The 20,305-nt window shown below is 39.1% G+C and carries 12 protein-coding genes; 10 read left to right on the top strand and 2 right to left on the bottom strand.

Translation table 11 applies throughout. The features are described from left to right. Positions 1-75: 75 nt before the first annotated feature. Positions 76-2,715, bottom strand: coding sequence for a DNA mismatch repair protein MutS (gene mutS, locus NDN11_RS12300; protein WP_251109806.1), 2,640 nt, complete (start codon positions 2,713-2,715; stop codon positions 76-78). Between the two features lie 669 nt (positions 2,716-3,384). Here mutS and NDN11_RS12295 point away from each other — a divergent pair. The 10 genes from NDN11_RS12295 to NDN11_RS12250 all read left to right on the top strand — a co-directional run bounded on the left by NDN11_RS12295 (position 3,385) and on the right by NDN11_RS12250 (position 18,804). Further along, entirely contained in the window at positions 3,385-4,911 is a 1,527-nt protein-coding gene (locus tag NDN11_RS12295) for a TerC family protein (RefSeq protein ID WP_251109805.1), read from the top strand. Positions 4,912-5,109: 198 nt separating this feature from the next. Then, positions 5,110-6,054: a DUF4424 family protein gene (locus NDN11_RS12290; RefSeq protein WP_251109804.1), complete on the top strand. Its 945-nt coding sequence runs from the start codon at positions 5,110-5,112 to the stop codon at positions 6,052-6,054. A gap of 107 nt (positions 6,055-6,161) precedes the next feature. Further along, positions 6,162-7,073: a LysR family transcriptional regulator MumR gene (gene mumR / locus NDN11_RS12285; protein WP_005183446.1), complete on the top strand. Its 912-nt coding sequence runs from the start codon at positions 6,162-6,164 to the stop codon at positions 7,071-7,073. Between the two features lie 344 nt (positions 7,074-7,417). Next, on the top strand, positions 7,418-8,671 hold the full coding sequence (locus NDN11_RS12280; protein ID WP_251109803.1) for an NRAMP family divalent metal transporter: 1,254 nt from the start codon (positions 7,418-7,420) through the stop codon (positions 8,669-8,671). Between the two features lie 35 nt (positions 8,672-8,706). Beyond that, positions 8,707-9,471 carry a LamB/YcsF family protein gene (locus NDN11_RS12275; RefSeq protein ID WP_251109802.1) on the top strand — a complete coding sequence of 255 codons (765 nt, stop codon included), beginning with the start codon at positions 8,707-8,709 and terminating at the stop codon, positions 9,469-9,471. Between the two features lie 2 nt (positions 9,472-9,473). After that, entirely contained in the window at positions 9,474-10,289 is an 816-nt protein-coding gene (locus tag NDN11_RS12270; protein ID WP_251109801.1) for a putative hydro-lyase, read from the top strand. Between the two features lie 33 nt (positions 10,290-10,322). Next, the gene (locus NDN11_RS12265) at positions 10,323-11,906 is read left to right on the top strand and encodes a 5-oxoprolinase subunit B/C family protein (RefSeq protein WP_251109800.1); all 1,584 of its coding nucleotides are present in this window, start codon (positions 10,323-10,325) and stop codon (positions 11,904-11,906) included. Next, entirely contained in the window at positions 11,906-13,627 is a 1,722-nt protein-coding gene (locus NDN11_RS12260; RefSeq protein WP_251111542.1) for an acetyl/propionyl/methylcrotonyl-CoA carboxylase subunit alpha, read from the top strand. Before NDN11_RS12265 ends, NDN11_RS12260 begins: the two co-directional genes overlap by 1 nt. 1,272 nt (positions 13,628-14,899) lie before the next feature. Continuing rightward, on the top strand, positions 14,900-15,916 hold the full coding sequence (locus NDN11_RS12255) for an AraC family transcriptional regulator (protein ID WP_167249083.1): 1,017 nt from the start codon (positions 14,900-14,902) through the stop codon (positions 15,914-15,916). Between the two features lie 551 nt (positions 15,917-16,467). Continuing rightward, positions 16,468-18,804, top strand: a complete 2,337-nt coding sequence (locus tag NDN11_RS12250; RefSeq protein ID WP_251109799.1) for a TonB-dependent hemoglobin/transferrin/lactoferrin family receptor — start codon at positions 16,468-16,470, stop codon at positions 18,802-18,804. Between the two features lie 99 nt (positions 18,805-18,903). Here NDN11_RS12250 and NDN11_RS12245 read toward each other — a convergent pair whose 3' ends face one another. Continuing rightward, complete coding sequence (locus NDN11_RS12245; RefSeq protein ID WP_251109798.1) at positions 18,904-20,049, bottom strand: acetyltransferase domain-containing protein; 1,146 nt, start codon at positions 20,047-20,049, stop codon at positions 18,904-18,906. Positions 20,050-20,305 lie beyond the last annotated feature (256 nt).

Here is a 20,305-nt window from a genome sequence, read left to right as displayed (position 1 = left end):
TAATTTAAGTCAAAAATAGACAGGAAAATAGTTTTGGAACAAGCTGAAATGAGCAACTTGTTCCAAAAAGTGTATTTAAGATTTCAGTGCGGCTTTTAGAGAATAGAGTTGCTCTAATGCCTGACGTGGCGTTAAATCATCAACATCAATTTGGTGTAATAACTCCAAAGCAGGTGATGGTTTTTCAACCTCAATCACTTTCTCAACGACTTGAGTTTCGATCTCGTGCTCAACTGAACTAAATAGATCATTCTGCACACTACTCTGTAAGTGTTGATGTTGCTGCTTTTCCAGAATCTTTAAGCGTTTTTGCGCCTCTTTAATCACGTTAGCTGGAATACCTGCTAACTTGGCAACTTGTAAACCATGACTTTGGCTGGCAGGGCCATGTTGAACTTTATGCAGCAAAATTAAATTGCCGTTCAGTTCTTGGGCGGTAACATGATAGTTATCAATACCAGCTTCACCGCCCAATTCGGTTAACTCAAAGTAATGTGTTGCAAATAGGCAGAGGCATTTCACCCGTTTGGTTAAATCAACCACACAGGCCCAAGCTAAAGAAAGACCATCATAGGTACTGGTGCCACGACCCACTTCATCCATCAGCACTAAAGATTGACTGGTTGCATGATGCAAAATTTGTGAGGTTTCAGTCATCTCTACCATAAAGGTTGATTTGCCTGTCGATAAATCATCTGCAGAACCAATGCGAGTAAAGATACGGTCAATTGATCCCAGTTTTGCCGCCTTGGCAGGTACAAAACTACCGCAATAGGCGAGCAAACTGATCAATGCAGTCTGACGCATAAAGGTCGATTTACCCCCCATGTTTGGCCCTGTAATAATTGCCATACGATGCTGTGCATCTAGGAAAGTATCATTCGGTGTGAAAGGTGCCTTATTTAAAGCTTCAACCACAGGATGGCGGCCAGCCTGAATTTTGATACTGGTTTCAGGGGTATATTCGGGTCTTGCCCAATTGTTGAGTCGAGCTTGATGTGCAAAGTTTGCAAGCACATCAATATAGGCAATCGCAGCACTCATCATTTGTAAATGCGCAATGTTTTGACGTAATTCATCTAATAATGATTCAAACAAAAGCTTTTCACGGGAGAGGGCACGAGACTCGCTAGAAAGGACCTTATCTTCAAAACCTTTGAGTTCAGGTGTGATATAACGCTCTGCATTTTTGAGAGTCTGACGACGAATATAGTCAGCTGGAGCTTGTTCTGCCTGCGCACGGGTCAGTTCAATATAATAACCACTAACACGGTTATAGCCGATTTTCAGGGTATTGATCCCCGTACGTTCGCGCTCTTTAATTTCCAAGTCAATCAAGAATTGTCCAGCATGATCACGAATTTTACGTAACTCATCCAGTTCATCATCATAACCTTCTGCAATTACATTGCCATCACGTAACAATACCGGCGGACTTTCAACAATTGCAGCCATCAGATGTTGATGCAGACTCTTAAAGTCGCCAAGTTCTTCATCTAATTGAATTAATAGCTTAGATTTTTGGGTTTTTAAAACAGGATCTAAGGCGTGGCGTAGGAAAGGGATCTGTGCACAAGCTTGACGTAGTTGCACCAAATCTCGTGGACGAGCGCTGCCGAGCGCAACACGACTCAGTACACGTTCAATATCGCCAATTTCTTTTAAAACTAAGCGAAGCGGTGATTCATGGTAGCCTTTTAACAATTGCTCGGTTGCATCAAGACGTGCATCTAAAACAGCAGTGTCACGAATAGGCTGCATTAACGTGCGGCTCAGTAAGCGTCCGCCCATCGCTGTTTGGCAATCATTAATCAATTGGAACAGCGAAGTACCATGATCAAACAACGGTTCGATAATTTCTAAATTGCGACGTGTGATTGGATCAAGTGCAATGAAGTCTGTACTTTGCTCAATTTGAATTGAACGAATATGCGGCAAGGCTGTTTTTTGGGTTTCTTTTGCATAGTGAATTAACGCTGCTGCCGCTGCTTTCGCGAGGGGAATTGGATCTAGCCCAAACCCAGATAAAGTTGAAACACTAAACTGATCACATAAGGTTTTTTGTGCATTATTTAAATTAAAATCAACGTTTGGACGTTTGGTAATAGGGCAGTCCAGATTTTTCTTAATCTGTTCAATAATATTTTGATCCACTAGATCTTCATCGATCAAAATTTCGCTTGGCATTAAACGAGCCAGTTCGATTGGGAGCTGTTCAGGTTTATAGTCTTGTTGCTGAACTTTAAAAATACCTGCACTCAAGTCGAGCAAAGCAAAACCAATCTGATTTTGTTGAATACACAGTGCAACCAGATTTGAGGATTGGTAACTACCGAGCAACGCATCATCGGTTAAGGTTCCCGGTGTTAAAATACGCACAACTTTACGTTCTACAGGACCTTTGCCTGTAACTTCACCGACTTGTTCGCAGATCGCGACAGTACGCCCAGCTTTGACTAAACGCGCGAGATAACCTTCAGCTGCATGATAAGGAACGCCAGCCATAGGAATAGGTTGACCGCTGGCTTTACCACGATGGGTCAGGGTAATCCCTAAAAGTTTGGCTGCTAAGTGTGCATCTTCAAAGAATAGCTCGTAAAAGTCACCCATACGGTAGAACAGCAATGCATGCTGATAATCCGTTTTGACTTTGAGATACTGCTGCATCATCGGCGTATGAGATGAAAGGTCAGCCATGATTTCAGCGCTATTCATGTATGTTAAATCCTTAAATTTAAATAATAAATAAGTTTAATTTGAACGTTTGGCTGTCTCGCCAATTCTAACAACCACTGTAAAATTCGACTTAATAGCGAAGGAAGTATACCTTTCTAAGGACTTCTTTTCTGTCAAAATTGAGTCAACAGTGTATGAGAAATTGAATGACTTCCTCGGTATAGTCATCTTAACAAATTGAGAAAGATTCACAAAAAGGAATCCTAAGATGTATGCGGAAATAAACAGCAAAAAGAAAATTATTTGATTTGCTTGTGTAATCAGCCAAGCGTCGGCATAGCATTAAAACTGGTAAGTAAAAAGAGCTTAGATTGTTTGTGTAGATTTCTTTTAAATCTGAAAATAATGTCCTGAATTGTTTTGTTAATAGCGCTATGTTGTGATTATCGCGCTTTTAAAATGTGTAACAAATTATTCAAAATTGAATTAAATAATAAACTTTTACTGTGGGTAATATATTGATATTTCATATATTTGTATTGATTTGCTAAGCTTATATATGTTTTTTAAAAAAATAAACTCAATCCTGAAAGATTAGGCATAATCAGAGCAACTATTGTCAAAAAGGTCAACATAAATGGATCCCTCGCCGGGTACAAATTTAAAATACAATTTCATGACTCCTTGTTTTTGTTTAAGGAGTAAGTAATGGAATTTTTATTAGATCCAGGGATTTGGGTAGGTTTGCTTACTCTGATCGTTTTAGAGATTGTTTTAGGGATTGATAATCTCGTCTTTATTGCCATTTTGGCAGATAAACTTCCTCCTTCCCAACGCGATAAAGCCAGAATCATTGGTTTGTCTCTCGCATTGATCATGCGTTTGGGCTTATTGTTCGCCATTTCTTGGTTAGTCACTTTAACCAAACCGCTTATTTTCATTTTTGATTGGTCTTTTTCGGGTCGAGATCTGATTCTTTTATTCGGGGGTTTATTCTTACTCTATAAAGCGGTAAGTGAATTGCATGAACGGATGGAAGGTAAAGCCGAAGTCAAAATTACCACTAATGTCGTGTATGCGAGCTTCACAGCAGTTGTAGCCCAAATTGTCGTATTAGATGCCGTATTCTCATTAGACTCGGTCATTACCGCAATTGGTATGGTGGATAATATCTACGTCATGATGGTGGCGATGGTTGTGGCCATGCTGGTGATGCTACTTGCTTCTAAACCATTAACTGAGTTTGTGAATCGACACCCAACCGTCATCATTCTTTGCTTAAGCTTCTTACTGTTAATTGGTATTAGCTTGATTGCCGAAGGCTTTGGTTTCCATATTCCTAAAGGTTATATCTATTCGGGTATTGGTGTTGCAATTGTGATTGAGGCATTCAATCAGTTCACGCAGCGGAACAGGTCTAAACATGAGTCGAAGATCCCGTTACGGAATCGAACAGCAGATACGATTTTAAAGCTTATGGGTGGCAAAGCAGAAACCACAGCGACAAATCCGCTGCAACATTTGCAAGCGCAAGAGACCTTTGATGATCAAGAACGTTATATGATTGGTGGTGTATTAATGCTGGCAGAACGATCTGTCGCATCAATCATGACGCCACGCAGTCAAATTTCGTGGATTAACATTGATGAAACGCCAGAGAAAATTCGAGAGCAGGTTTTATCCGTACCGCATAGTTTATTTCCAGTCTGTCGAGGCAGCTTAGATAAAGTTCTGAGTGTAGTTCGCGCCAAGGAAATTCTGGATGTGCTGGATGATGAAACGCAATTAAAATCTTTGATCAAAGCACAACGTCCGATTTTTATTTTTGAGAAAATGAAAGTGATTGATGTGATCAATACATTGCGGACTTCCAAAGGTTCATTGGTGCTCGTCAATGACGAGTTTGGAAATGTGCAGGGTGTAATTTCGCCTTTAGACGTTTTTGAAGCGATTGCGGGTGAGTTTCCAGATGCCGATGAACAGCTTGATTTGATCCAAGTCGATGAAAGCACTTGGAAAGCTACAGGCACATTAGATTTGTATCAACTTGAATTGCAGTTAGGTGTTGATTTAGTCGATGAAGAGACAGCTTATATTACCGTGTCGGGACTTATCCTCGACAAAAGTAACGGCCAAGTAGAAGTCGGCTCAATGCTGGACTATCAAGACTTACAATTTGAGGTGGTGGAGATGGAGAGCAATCGGATTAAAACGGTGATGATTCGATTAAAGTAAATCATCTTGCAAAAAGTAGCGTTCATGGTTTGATAAAGTTTTGAACTTGAATGTAAAAGTCTGAATCAGGGGAGTAGTTTGTGATCAACAGGCTGCTCTTTTTTTAAATATGTGCAATAAGTAAAAAAGTGAACATCTACGTCTTCGAGCCGCTATGATTGATTCTGATAATGACAATCTTAAATTGGACGCTTAAAAATGAAAAAAATCATCTTGGCATTTTCTATTTTGATGCAAATACCCGCTTATAGCCTAGCCAATGATTCAACGGGTTATGTGGGTACTGGGGGAGTATCCTATCTTAAAAATGCGCATGTTGCGATGCAAAGTGAAGACTTATTTATTAGCAAGAAGCTGATTAAAGTGGATTACCTTTATAAAAATTTAAGCAATAAAGATGTGACGGAAACCGTTTTGTTTCCCTTACCACGTATTGATAACTTCTTTGATTCGGATTTTGCCCATACCGAAGCACTGCTAAAAAGCTTTAAAATTATTGTTGATGGTAAAAATATTCAGCCAGAAATGCATGTACGTACTTTTATTCAAAGGGATGAAAAGTCACCGTTAATTGATGCAACAGATGTATTTAAACAATGTGGTTTTAGCCAAACAGAGATGCTTAATCCTTGGATGCGCAACAATGATGACTATAGCTATTTTGTCGATAAATTAAAGCAATGTAAGCAGCCACAAATACAGAAAATATTAGCGAACTTTAAAAAAGATGATGAAATTCCATGGTCATCTCAAGTAATTTACAGTTGGAAGCAAACCTTTAAAGCCAATGCGTTGACCAAAATTCAGCATCAATATCAACCTTTAGTGGGTGGTGCGGTTGCCCTATATCCAGATGAATATAATCAGAACTTTTGTATGGATGCACAATTTAAGCAGGGCTTAAAAAGAGCCAAAGCAGAGAATTCACCGTTTAATGCTTTAAGCTATATTCTGACCACGGGAGCAAATTGGGCTAAACCGATTGAAAATTTTAAATTGACGATTGAGCGTGATAAGAATGAATTGGTTTCATTTTGCTGGAATGGCAAAGTCGAAAAAATCAGTCCAACTCAATTTCAGATGACCAAACGTAACTTCGTTCCCAAACAGGATTTGGATATCATTTTTGTGAGAGTGAAATGAGCCAATTTGCAAATGACTGCAACAAAAATCAATAAATGAGTAGCTTAATCAGGCTTTTCACTCTCATACTATCGAGTTAGAAAGGGACATTTAACTCAGGATTGAACGTGAATTTAAAGAATCTGGAAGCATTTTACTGGGTGGTGACGCTGAATAGTTTTAATAAGGCAGCGACAAAATTACAAACCACCCAGCCTGCGGTATCACAGAAAATCACTGCTATTGAAAATGACTTAGGATTTAAAGTTTTAGATCGAAGTTTTCGTCAACTGAAACCCACGCATAAGGGGATGACCTTATTTAAATATGCTGAAAAGTTGATGCGTTTAGAAACTGAACTCATCGCAGAGTTAACTGAAAATCAGCATTTGACTGGCACAATTCGTTTGGGCGTTTCGGAAACCATTGTCTACACATGGTTGGTGGAATATATCGAGAAAGTTCAACAGGAATTCCCTAAAGTTTCTGTAGAAATCGTGGTTGATTTGACTCCTAATTTACAAGAAGGTGTACGCACAGGTGATCTGGATATGGCCTTTTTACTTGGACCAACGCTGGCTTTTGAATGTATTGAACAGGCATTGTGTGATTTTGAACTCAGCTTCTTGGCTTCACCTTCATTTAAAGGGGGGATTGCTCAAATGTCATTTAAGACCTTAATGTCACATACTATTTTAACCTATCCAAAAATTACCTATCCTTATAAAGAGCTGAAAGCCAAAATGAAGGAACAGGGGCTGGATGAGCCGCTTTCGATCACCAGTTATTCCTTGGCGACATTATTACGTCTTGCCGAGCAAGGCTTGGGGATCGCTGTGGTGCCGACCTTAACTGCTTTAAAAGAAATTACCGATGGTCGATTAGAAATATTAAATACGCCAATTAAGTTAAAGACCTTCCACTTTACCTCGATTTATATTCAAGGCAATGATGCTGCATTGAAAGAAAAATTAACCGATGTCGCTGTGATGGTTTCTGAAAGCGCGATGAAAAGCTTGAATGAGAAAATAAAAATTTGAGCTGGTTAAAGCAAGCTTCTGTAAGAGCCGTGTATGTGGAGTCCAACAGCTGCTGAGTTAAAAAATTATAAAAGCAGCTTATCAGGAGTGATAAGTAAAATTTATATTCGAACTAATCATAAATAAAAAGTAATTAAATTCAATGCATTGGTTTTAATTTTATATCTAAAAAGTCGTATTGTTCAGTTGGCTTGCATATGTTTTTATTTGAACGAGAAGATTTGATTACCCATCGCTGAGTGGGAGAACAGGGAATCTTTGTGATTTAAAAAGGATTAAAGAAGATCGTTTGTCAATAAAATGATGCTCTTGGATCAAGTCAAAAATAGCGTTATTGAGCTCAAATGGATGAGGAACGCATCAATATGTCTTTACTGAAATCTTCTTTGCTATCAGATCGCCAATGGGCCATTGTCGCCTCGATCTTTATGATGGCAACCTCTGCCATGGGACCCGGGTTTCTAACCCAAACTGCTGTATTTACAGTAAAACTAGGTGCTGCATTTGGTTTTGCCATTTTAGTGTCAATTTTGATTGATTATGTGGTGCAGCAGAATATTTGGCGTGTAGTGACGCTCACGCAAATGCGTGCATCCGATATTGCCAATAAGGCTTTACCAGGCAGTGGTTATTTACTTGCATTTCTGGTGATTTTAGGTGGTTTCTTCTTTAGCATCGGAAATATTGCAGGTGCTGCATTGGGGCTGAATGCGCTATTTGGTCTGGATACCAAATGGGGCGGTATCCTCAGTGGTACATTGGCGATTTTGATTTTCGCTTCAAGAAAAGCCACGCTTGCGATGGATAAAAGCATGATCGTATTGGGATTGCTGAAAATTATCCTGATCATCATTGTGGCTGTGATTGTGATGCCTCCTGTTGGGCAGGCGGTACAGCAAACCTTTGCGCCAGATCAGATCGACTTTGCCATTATTACCACCATTGTTGGTGGCACGGTGGGGGGCTATATCTGCTATGCAGGCGCACACCGCTTACTCGATAAAGGTGCGGTTGGTCCTGAAAATATTGATGAAGTTGCAAAAGCAGCCACCAAAGGTATTGTTGTGGTTGGGATCATGCGCTATGTCTTATTTTTAGCATTCTTGGGTGTGGTGGTGAGTGGTGCAAGCATCGATCTTGCTAGTCATAATGCCAATCCAGCGGCACAAGCATTCCAGTATGCCGCGGGCACATTTGGTTATAAATTATTTGGCCTGATCTTTTGGGCAGCGGGTATTAGTAGCACCATTGGTGCAGCCTATACCTCGGTTTCATTCTTTAGTGCATTTAAAAAGAATTTAACCCCAAAACAAAGCAACTATACCACCATCACTTTTATTGCCTTAGCCTTATTACTCTATGTGGTATTGGGTGCAACGCCAGCAGGTCTACTCATTTTTGTCGGTGGTTTTAACGGTTTAGTGTTGCCGATTGGCCTTACCATTTTTGTCTATGTTGCGGCTTGCCGTAGAGACTTGATGGGCAATTATAATTATCCAAAATGGTTAATTGTTCTAGGTGCAGTCACCTGTGTATTGACGTGGTGGATGGGCTATATGTCATTTACGACCGTGTTTAACTATTTGACCAAACTTTAAGCCAGATAATCGTACAGCGAAAAAGGAATGATGCCATGTTTGTAGATTTAAACAGTGATTTGGGCGAAAGCTTTGGCTCATGGAAAATGGGCAATGATGACCAGATTTTACCTGTGGTGACCAGTGCCAATATCGCATGTGGCTTTCATGCAGGTGATCCACTTGGTATTTTAAAAACAGTTCGTAAAGCTGTTGAATTAGGCGTCACGATTGGGGCGCATGTGTCTTATCCAGATCTGGTTGGTTTTGGCCGCCGTAACATGGATCTATCACGTGACGAACTGATTGCTGATGTGCTGTATCAAATTTCTGCACTGGATGGTTTGGCAAAAGTGGCAGGCTCAAAAGTGCAATATGTAAAACCACATGGCGCACTGTATAACACCATTGCTCATGACCAAGCTCAGGCAGCCGCAGTGATTGATGCGATTAAGATGTACAACCCTGAACTGGTTTTAGTGGCTTTGGCGGAGTCAAGCTTGGTCGTGCAGGCGCGTGCTGCTGGTTTAAACGTGGTGTCTGAAGCATTTGCAGACCGTGCTTATAACCGTGATGGTTCACTGGTTTCGCGTCGTCTAGACGGTGCTGTTTTACATGATTCGGCATTTGTTGCGAGTCGTGTGGTGTCTATGCTTAAACATGGTGGAGTCGAGTCAATTGATGGTGTGTTTACCCCAATTCAAGCCGATACCATTTGCCTACATGGCGACACCGACGGTGCATTAGAAATGTCGGCAGCCATTAAAGCCGAGCTTGTAAAAAACAAGATTGAAATTCGCCCATTTGTAAATAAAGCATAAGGATGAGCATCATGTATAAGGATATTAAAGTCGACTCAGCTCAGCTTAACGCTGCTTTAGATGCGCGTTTAAAAATCCGTGCAGGCTTTGACCAGCCAACAGCAGGAATGGCAGCAGGCATGACGCAGGTGAATATGATTTCGGTGCCAAAAGCGTGGGCATATGATTTTTTACTCTATGCGCATCGTAACCCGCAAAGCTGTCCGGTGCTTGATGTGCTCGAAGAAGGCATCTATGTAACTCAGCTTGCGGCAGATTCAGATATCCGCACCGACTTTCCACGCTATCGCATTTGGAAAGATGGAGAAATGGTTGAGGAAGTGACCGATGCCAGTGAGATTTATAACGCTCACCCTGATTTGGTGACTTTCTTGATTGGTTGCAGTTTTTCTTTTGAAACCGCTTTGCAAGAAGCAGGGATTGAAGTTCGCCATATTCATGACAACACCAATGTGCCGATGTATCTAAGCAATATTCAGTGCCAGCCAGCAGGGCGTATTTCAGGGAATATGGTGGTTTCAATGCGACCAATTCCATCGCATCAAATTAGTGAAGCGGTAAAAATTACAGCACGGATGCCAAGTGTACATGGCGCACCTGTACATATTGGTCATCCTGAAAGCCTAGGAATTTTAGATGTAAATAAGCCTGACTTTGGCGATGCTTCTCGTATTGAAGCGGGTGAAATTCCCGTGTTTTGGGCATGTGGAGTCACCCCGCAAGCGGCAGTCATGAACTCGAAAATTCCTTTTGCGATTAGTCATGCACCGGGTCATATGTTGATTACCGACATTCCTGATCGCGCATGGATGGGCTAATTGGACTAAAGAATAATTAAAAAGGATAAATAAATGCGTTTTTTATCGGTAAACGCCGATTGTTTTCTGATTGAGCTTGCGAGCCTCGAAGAAACATTGGCGTTGTACAATAAATTGCAACATACGCAATTGAATGGAATTAAAGACTTAGTCCCCGCTGCAAAAACAATTTTGGTTTTTTTTAACGAGATCGAAACCAACTTTAAAACGCTGCTTACTTCAATTCAGGGACTAAAAGTAGATTCTGGATTTGAGCGTAGTAGCCAAGAAGTAGTTGTGCCGATTCGTTACGATGGCGAAGACCTTGCTCAAGTTGCAGAGTTACAAGGCTTGTCTGTAGTTGATGTGATTAGAAAACATCAGCAAAGCGTCTGGAATGTGGCTTTTATTGGGTTTGCACCAGGCTTTGCTTATATGAGCAGTCCCGATCAACCTTTTACTGATATTCCGCGCTTAACAGTTCCGCGAAAAAAAATTCCCTCAGGCGCTTTAGGCTTAGCTGGAAAATACTCTGGTATTTACCCAAAAGACAGTCCGGGTGGTTGGCAGTTGATTGGCACAACATCGGAAAAAATGTGGGATTTAGAGCGGGAAAATCCAGCACTCTTGTTACCGGGCATGACCGTACATTTTGAAGATGTGACGCATCGTCCAACCACAGTGACTGTACCGCAGCAGATCACGCGTACTGTTGAACCGAAACAATCGGTGCCGCTGTTTACGATTATTGCGCCAAGTTTACAAATGCTGATTCAAGATGAAGGGCGATTCAATCAGACCAATATTGGCGTTGGAGTGGCGGGTGCAATGGATTTATCTGCCATGCACAGTGCTAACCGTATTGTGGGAAATCCAATCGATACCTCCGTCATTGAAGTTTTAAATGGTGGCTTAAAGGCCAAAATGCAACATGCTGGCGTTATTGCAGTGGCTGGAGCTATTTCAAATATTCGTGTGAAATTTGCCGACGGTCAAACCGCAGACTTTGCAAGCTATCAACCGATTGATCTGGACTTAGGCGATGAGTTTCAAATTCAGCCACCAACGGCAGGCTTACGAAACTATGTTGCCGTTCGTGGTGGTATCGATATTCAGCCTGTACTGAATAGTACCTCGTTTGACAGCTTAGCGATGTTAGGACCAGAACCTTTAAAGCTTGGGGATACCCTTTATCAAGGGCAAGTGAAGGCGGCTAACATTAGTGTCAATGAAGTGGGCAAAACCGATTTGCCCAAAGCTGGCGAGGTGGTTGAACTAGATATTGTGATGGGTCCACGTACTGATTGGTTTGAACACGACAGTATTGAACTGCTCTGTCAGCAAGAATGGTTGGTGACCAATGAAAGCAATCGCGTTGGGCTCAGATTGTCAGGTGCGCAACCTTTAACCCGAAAAATTAGCCATGAACTGGAAAGTGAAGGCACGTGTATTGGTGCTTTACAAATTCCACCGAGCGGTCAGCCTGTTCTGTTTATGAATGATCACCCTTTAACGGGTGGATATCCTGTCATTGCTGCTGTTGCGAAACACCATTGGGATTTGGTTGCACAGATTCCCGCGGATTGCCGCATAAAATTTAAAAAAATTGCCGAATTTACAGATTTTGAGAATAAATGATGAATACTGAAAAATTATTGATTGCGAATCGTGGTGAAATTGCCGTTCGAATTATCCATGCTTGCCGTGATATGGGAATTGCATCGGTCGCACTCTATGCAGATGACGATATGGGCAGCATGCATGTCGAGCTTGCAGATGAAGCATGGGGCTTGGCTGGTGCGACTGCCAGTGAGACCTATTTAAATATTCCAGCTATTATCGAAGTTGCAAAGAAATCTAAAGCCACAATGGTACACCCAGGTTATGGCTTCTTATCTGAACGCTCTGAATTTGCCCAAGCAGTGATTGATGCAGGCTTAAAATGGGTCGGGCCATCACCGAGTGCCATTGAAAAACTAGGCGATAAGATTGAAGCCCGCAAAATTGCAGCGTCGGTGGGTGCACCCTTGGTACAAGGAACCCAAGACCCGTTGAATAATGCTGATGAAGCTTTAGCATTTGCCAAACAATTTGGTTTGCCGATTGCGATTAAGGCGGCATTTGGTGGCGGTGGTCGTGGCTTAAAAGTGGCATGGAAGCTTGAAGAAGTAAAAGAACTGTATGAATCCGCTGTGCGAGAAGCCAAGGCTGCATTTGGACGGGGTGAATGTTTTGTCGAGCAATATCTAGATCAACCACGTCATGTCGAAGCACAAGTCATTGCCGATCAACATGGAAATATTGTAGTACTCGGAACACGTGATTGTTCTTTGCAACGTCGAAACCAGAAGTTAGTTGAAGAAGCGCCAGCACCGTTTATCAGTAATGAGATCTATCAACAAATCTTGAGTTCAGCAAAAAATATCTGTCAGGCCGCCAATTATGTTGGTGCAGGGACGGTTGAATATTTATTGAGTCGAGATGAAAAGCTTTCATTTTTAGAAGTGAACACTCGTTTGCAAGTTGAACATCCTGTCACTGAGGAAACAGCAAAAGTCGATTTGGTGGTAGAACAAATCCGTGTCGCACAAGGCCATATATTGTCGATTCAAGAAACGCCAAAAGCACAAGGTCATGCCATTGAGTTTCGTATTAATGCCGAAGATCCAGCACGTGGTTTTATTCCAGCATTTGGTGTGTTGAGCTTATTTGAAGCGCCGTTTGGCAACGGTGTGCGTGTTGATACTGGGGTTCGAACTGGGTCATTGGTGTCGAGTCATTTCGACTCACTGATGGCAAAACTGATTGTGACTGGTCCAACCCGTGAAGTTGCTATTGCGCGTGCTAAACGTGCGTTAAAGCAATTTAAAATTGAAGGTATCGCATCAGTTCTAGATTTTCATCGTGCAGTACTCAATGAACCTGACTTTAGCGATGAATTTAATGTACATACTCGTTGGATTGAAAATGATTTCAAACAAGAGTTAAAGCCAATTAAACGAAGCATTCCTAATCATCAACAACCGATGCTGCTCAGCTACATTGAAATTGATGGGAAATTACATCGTTTAGGTTTACCTGTGGGCATGTTTGCACACAACCCAGCAGTTACTGTCCAAACGCAACAATCTGCTGAACTAGAAGTAAGTGCAGAGCACTTGTTGGCTCCGATCAATGGTGTAATTAGTTCATGGAAAGTCACTCAGGATGAGCAAGTGACTGAAGGACAGATTGTCGCGATTATGGAAGCCATGAAAATGGAAGTGCCTGTGCTTGCACATAGAAGTGGAACGCTTAAAATCCTCGTCGAGCAAGGCATAACGTGTCAGGCAGAAACAAGTATTGCTAAGATTGTTTAAAAACTAAATATTTCTCTTAACGATCAAGATCAAACTTTCCTGAATAACCCTTTTGATCAGGCAATCTTTGGTCTTGATGAAATTTTTCAAAAATATTTGGAGCTATTTCTGATTGGCAATAAAATAGATAAATATTTCATAGTGATAGAATAAAAATGAAACCAATTTATGTTGTGAAAGTTGGTGGGTATCATGAATGTTTCATTTTTTAATAAATTTTCTTTTACATCTATGGTTTTTTGATTGTATATCCATCTTAAAAAAGAAGAAAAAATCAGCATAAAGAATGAATCTATATATTTTTTTGATAAGTCATTGTTCTTGGATATTAGACAGAATGCTTCGTATCATGTAGAAAAAGATAATTTTTATGAATTAAATGCTAATTATTTTATATTCAAAGGGGGTACTTTTCGTTTCATATTATATAACCAAGGTATAAAAGTGGTATATAAAAAGAAACTATTATCCAGTTTTCAAAAAATAAGTGGAAAAAGTCAGGTTGGATCAAAAAATATCTATATAAGAAATGAGCTGTTTTTACTGCTGATGTATCTGGGTAGGATAAATATAGCTTACGTTTCTTTATTTATATATTTCATATATTTTATTTTTTTAAAAATGGTTGATTTATATATTTTCGTTGTTTTTTCTATCGTTTTTAGTCTTGTTATTATTTTAATATTATTTATCTTCCTATTTTTGTTGGAGCTGTTTTTCATATAATTTTATTTAAACTTATCAATTAAAAGATATTTAATATAAAGATGTTTAAATGTTTCTCAGCCCTATTTGATTATTTTATTCATAAAGCTTGGCAGTGTGATCTTATATGACGCAAATGATGAATCTGCGAAAAAACCTCTTTTATGATCGCTTTTGTCTATTGAAATGGCTGAGATTGATGATAGTAGCAGGAAAAAATAATTAAAAATTATACAGCGATATAATTGTGTTTAAGGCTTTGAATATAGAATAAAAATCACTTTTAAGCACTTCTTTTGTGCAGACACTTTCACAATCTTAAAACTTTCCTTGAAATGATAAGTTTTTTTATACAAATGATAATTTTTTTCTTAAATTTTAAAGTAGATTTTTAGCATTATCTGTGATTAATATCACAAAAAATGGATTTTTTTGCCGTATTAGTAAGAAAAATGGAAAACTAGATTATCGTTAACTTTTAAGATTGATTAAATAATGTACTTGCACTGCTAGTTTTTTGATTCCTTCTCTGATGTACGGTTTTGGATATGATATGAGTGGGTAGAAATGGTTCTGAGTAATCCTAATCAAGTGAAATTAGTGTCTAGTTCGATGCTTAATTTATTGATTTATTTTTGTGTAAAAAATAACCTTAAAAATGCAAAATATTTGAGTGATTATAAAACAAATGAGTTAATTCCAGTTGGGGAGTGGATAGAATTATTGGAAGAAATTAATCAGAAAAAACCTAAACCAGCACTTGGGTTGGAAATATCAAGTTATACTCAACCTAAACATCTCGGTATTTTGGGTTATATTGCTTCTTCTTGTGAAAATATATTAGAGGTGTTAAATCTTTTTATAAAATATCAACGGCTTTTTTGTGAAACAAAACCAGCGAAGATGTCTATTTCTGATCAATTTATTGTGATTAGTTGGGGCGGAGATCCTTATCTTAAAAATAATCAGTTGGTAGATGAATTATTGATGGGGGTACTTTATACATTTTTAGGAAAACTGGTACATCCTGATAAAATTGAAGTATATAAAATTATCTTTAGCTCAGAAAAAACAAAATTTCTTGGTAATTATGAAAGTTTTTTCGGCTGTCCAGTTGAGTTTGAAGGCGAAGATGTTGAAATATATATTCCGATGACTAGTCTTGATCTGACCGTATCGAATGCTGACCCGGTATTGAATGATATTTTAATTAAACAAGCAAATTTACTACTCTCAAAACGACCTAAGCTTGATGTTTTTGATGAGCTCATCCAAAAAACAATTATTCAGGCTGTACATAAAGGAAATATCAGTGTGGATTATGTTGCCAACAAGTTAGGCTTACCATCCCGTATATTTCAACTGAAATTAAAACAACAAGGATATACATTTAAAGAAAGACTGAATCAAGTTCGTCGAGATTTAGCTTTTGATTATCTTGCAGACCTTAATTTGAGTATTCTAGACATATCGATGTTGTTAGCATACCAAGAGCAAACATCATTTATTCGTGCATTCAAAAGTTGGACGGGGATGAGTCCTTTGCAGTATCGAAAGAAAAGGATTTTAAATCAGCGTTCTTAACTTTAATGGGATACTTATTTATAAAATCTTAGTTTTAAAATGTCCTTTTTTACTATTATTTTTGATCAATTCGGGCTTATTTTTATATCTTTAAAACTAAGTCCTATGTCTAAAGTATCTATTAAAATTGATCTGAATTCATTTCTACTGCTATTTATAAAAATAAATCTTGGGACTCAAAGCATGGTATTACTCAGCTTATTCACTCAGAGGAATTGGGCGATCTAAGATTGAATGCAGCTTGAGTTCTTGAGCGGTTTGAAAAATCTGTAACAATCCATTTACAAATTCTCAAATGTAAATGATAATTACTATTATTTGTGTTGTTTTGTTGAATGATCGATGCACCATTTATACTCTCTGTAATGTTATTGACTCAAAACTTGTTCCTTCCTCATCGTGATAGGGCTGTATACGTAGTTTAAGCAAACTTTCACGGTGAATCCGCGTACATTGCATATTTGTTTACGAATGACATTGTATTGCTTAGATTTCTATTCTTTTTAGCGCCTAGTTAGGCTCATGGTTCGTTTTAATTTTTAGTGAACATTATGTCCAGATCTCTCTCATCTCAAATGATTATCAAACCACATGTATTGGCAGTCGCAATTGCTCTATCTATGGGGCTTATGTCACAGGCATTTGCAGATAGCAGCGTAACACCAGCCAAAGTAGTGGTAAAAACGCCTGCAAGTGCAGCGAACGCGAATGCTTTGAACCAAATTTATCAAATGACACCGATTACGGTACAAGCTGAAAAAGAAGACACGATTCAGTTTGGGCAGAGTGTCTTAAATCAAAAAGCAATTGATCGTTATCAAGCAAACAACGTGGCACAATTGCTCGATAACATGCCAAGTGTTGGTTCTGCAGGATCGCCAAGACCTGGTGGACAAACGATTAATATCCTTGGTATGGGGGGAGTTGAGGATGTTCCGATCAGCTTAGATGATTCTGTCAAAAGTTTTGATAAATACCGTCAAGGTTCGGTTTTCATTGAGCCAGAAATTTTAAAAAAGATTACCGTTGATAAAGGTCCACATAATGTTGAAGTTGGTAATGGGGGCTTTGGTGGTAAAGTCACCTTAGAAACTAAAGATGCAACGGACTTATTGGTTGGTGACAAAAAAGTCGGTGCTTTTGCTAAATACTCACGCTTTTCCAATAATACACAAAATACCTATACAGGGGCCGTATATGGTAAGACGGATAACGGCTTAGCAGATGCAATGCTGTATTATACCAATCGTGACAGCGGTGATGTTAAACGCCCCGATGGCAGTAAATTTTTATATTCCGCACAACAACAAGATACCTATTTAGCGAAGTTGAACTTTCACCCGACAGAAAGCCAGAAAATCAGTTTGAATGCGATGCAAAGTGGGCATAAAGGGTGGGAACCATTCGCTGCTATGCGTGACCAAGATGCAGTGCCAACTGAAGCTGATATCAAGAAATATGGATATGAAGAAGCTTGGAAGCGTCGCTTAGTTTATCGTGATCAAAACGATAGTAGTTATTCACTTGCATATGAGTTTAATCCAGAATCTAATCCTTATTTGAATTTTAAAGCAACCGCTTCATATTCAAAAACGGATCAGCACGATCAACGATTACCTAGTGTTAGTGGTTCTGCAGCAACCTTGGGCAATGAAAGCTGGGTGACCTATACCAATACTGCTTTAAAACTCAGTAATATTAGTGATATTACAACTGATTATGGGACGCATAAATTAAAAGTAGGGGCGCAATATCAAAAGATGGAGCAGAACTCGCTCATTTACGATAAGAGCAATGCCAAAAAGCCTGATTATAACTTTGGTTATTATGAACCCTATTATATGCCCTCTGGGGACCAGCAGATGCTGAGTGCATTTGTTGAAGACCAATATCAGATCAATAACTTTACCATTACGCCATCACTTCGCTACGATCATATTACCAATACAGGTAATCCGAACCGAGCGCCACGTTATAATGATCCTAGTGCTGGACATGATTATTCAAGTAAAACCTATACAGGTTGGTCGCCACGTTTAGCCTTGGCGTGGAAGCAGGCTGATTATCTGACTTGGTTTGCCAATATCAGTAAGACATGGCGTGCCCCGCGTGTAGACGAGCAGTATTATGTGCAATCAGCGGTGACATCAGTGCCTGCGACTAGTCGTTATTTACACCCTGAAAAGATGCTCGCGATCCGTTTGGGTAATGAAATGAATTTTGATGATGTCTTTGCATCTCAAGATCATTTACAAGTTCGTCTGACTTATCATCACAATCGTGGGGCCGATGAAATTTTTCGCAACCTTTCAACCTTTTGTAAGGTGCAAGCAGAAAATAATGCCAATGGTGGAAATGGCAGCATTAATGACTGTAATGGTAACTATCATCATGGTTTTTATCGCAATGTAAATGATTATACGATCAAGGCCTATGAAGCTGAGGTGTTCTATAATCAACCGACTTGGTTTACAGGCTTAACCTATTCATATATTCGTGGGCAGCGTGATAATTCACCTGTGAATCCTTGGCTTGACCAAAAAACATGGATGACTGATATTCCTCCTAAAAAAGCCACAGCGACTTTGGGTGTAAATGTGCCAGAGCATCACTTAACTATGGGCTGGAGGGGAATCTTTGTGGCGGCACAAGATCGAAGTTTGTCTGATAATGATAAATCGATAGCAGCTTCTTCTTTTTCCTTACCAAAGACAAAAGGCTATTCACTACATGGAGTTTATGCTGACTGGCAGCCTGTAGGTGAAAAAGGACCAACATTAAATTTCTCAATCGACAATCTGTTTAATCGTGAATATAAAATGTACTTAGGGGAATATATGACGGGTACTGGTCGCGACTATAAATTTAGTATTTCTCAAAAATTCTAGTTATAGCATTGTGCTGTAGCTAAGCTTTGGGCCTGTTAAATCTGTACAGATGTTAGGTTTATTTTCAACAACTGTACGGATTTAACATTTCTTTGGGCTCTAAAAATATTTAAGCAAAGCAATATGCTTATTTCTATGCTTAAAGTCTGAAAATTTAAGGACCAATGGATAAAGTAGGATACTGAGCAAGATTGCAATCAACCAAAGCGATGCAACATGATTTACACCAAAGTATTCTCCTTGATTTGTTCCAAATATATTGACGGCAATCAGGTATAAAGCCTTCAGTACATATAGGTGAACAATATAGAAAAACATCGGTACTGAGCCAAAGACAATTAATGGTTTGACCCATTGCTTAGCTTCAAATTTTTGTAATAACACTAATAGCAGCAGTCCTATACCAACATTCCATAGAATGAAGAGCAGAGATGGAGGGTATTTGGTTAAATTGATAAAGCTCATGGTTGTTTCGGTAATTGTTGGCATTACAATCCATGCTTGATCACCATACACATTGATCCATCTTAAGACCAGAAATAAGCCAATACTACATAAACCAAAGTTGAGTAATATCAGATTCCTTTGTTTTGTATCTCGATTTTCTTTAAATGCGATCGTACCAATACAATAACCAAGTGTGATCACACCAATCCAAGGTAAAACTGGATATGATGTTCTAAATCGAATAAATTCTCCAAATTCAATCCAGCCTCGTTCATGCAAAACCATCCATAGATTTTGTAGGATAGGGATATTTTCAAACGAGACCTGATCGAGCAGGTTATGTCCAAAAATAATAATAAGACTGACTGCCCATAAAGCTTGCCGTGGTAAGCCAACTAGCGCTGCCAAAGCCAGCATACTCAAACCAATGGCCCAAATAACCTGTAAATAAATCACATCGGGTGGGAAGCTTCCCGTCCAAGCAAAGTTGATCACAACCAGTTCAAGAAAAATCAGAAATAACCCACGCTTGAGCAAAAAATCGCGTGTCATCGCAATATTATTCTTGGCTTGATAGAGGTACGCGGATAAGCCTGTTAACAGGACAAACACTGGTGCACATAAATGAGCAAAGACTCGACTCAAGAACAGTGATTCATCAGTATGCGTAATGAGCATGGGGTCGGGCACTTGATGGTGAAGGTAGAAGGTTTCTCGAACATGATCCACCATCATAATGAGGATAACTAAACCTCTTAAAGCATCGATTGCTTGTAAGCGTTGAGGGGGAATTTGCATGAGTCTAAGGTTGTACAAAAGAAATTAATTGTAATGTTATAATATATCAATTTGTGTTAGAGTCAAAGTTCAATCAGGGGGCTTGTCATCGCATGAAATCTAAATGATGTATTTTTTCTCAAAACACTTTCGATATTTTAAGCATATTGAATTTTTATAAATAATTATAAAAATCAACAAATTATTTTATTTTTCACTAAATGATAATTTTTTAATACTTTGCTGTTAATTTTTAAACAGGGGTCTTTTATATAAT

The sequence above is a fragment of the Acinetobacter sp. C26M genome (assembly GCF_023702675.1).
Taxonomy (GTDB): domain Bacteria; phylum Pseudomonadota; class Gammaproteobacteria; order Pseudomonadales; family Moraxellaceae; genus Acinetobacter.
This window is presented reverse-complemented; position numbering and strand designations above follow the sequence as displayed.

Excerpts from the sequence above, each read along its gene's own strand:
- mutS (WP_251109806.1), bottom strand. The coding sequence starts at position 2,715 with ATGAATAGCGCTGAAATCATGGCTGACCTTTCATCTCATACGCCGATG.
- NDN11_RS12280 (WP_251109803.1), top strand. The coding sequence starts at position 7,418 with ATGGATGAGGAACGCATCAATATGTCTTTACTGAAATCTTCTTTGCTA.
- NDN11_RS12295 (WP_251109805.1), top strand. The coding sequence starts at position 3,385 with ATGGAATTTTTATTAGATCCAGGGATTTGGGTAGGTTTGCTTACTCTG.
- NDN11_RS12245 (WP_251109798.1), bottom strand. The coding sequence starts at position 20,049 with ATGCAAATTCCCCCTCAACGCTTACAAGCAATCGATGCTTTAAGAGGT.
- NDN11_RS12255 (WP_167249083.1), top strand. The coding sequence starts at position 14,900 with ATGGTTCTGAGTAATCCTAATCAAGTGAAATTAGTGTCTAGTTCGATG.
- NDN11_RS12275 (WP_251109802.1), top strand. The coding sequence starts at position 8,707 with ATGTTTGTAGATTTAAACAGTGATTTGGGCGAAAGCTTTGGCTCATGG.
- NDN11_RS12250 (WP_251109799.1), top strand. The coding sequence starts at position 16,468 with ATGTCCAGATCTCTCTCATCTCAAATGATTATCAAACCACATGTATTG.
- NDN11_RS12270 (WP_251109801.1), top strand. The coding sequence starts at position 9,474 with ATGAGCATCATGTATAAGGATATTAAAGTCGACTCAGCTCAGCTTAAC.
- NDN11_RS12290 (WP_251109804.1), top strand. The coding sequence starts at position 5,110 with ATGAAAAAAATCATCTTGGCATTTTCTATTTTGATGCAAATACCCGCT.
- NDN11_RS12265 (WP_251109800.1), top strand. The coding sequence starts at position 10,323 with ATGCGTTTTTTATCGGTAAACGCCGATTGTTTTCTGATTGAGCTTGCG.
- NDN11_RS12260 (WP_251111542.1), top strand. The coding sequence starts at position 11,906 with ATGAATACTGAAAAATTATTGATTGCGAATCGTGGTGAAATTGCCGTT.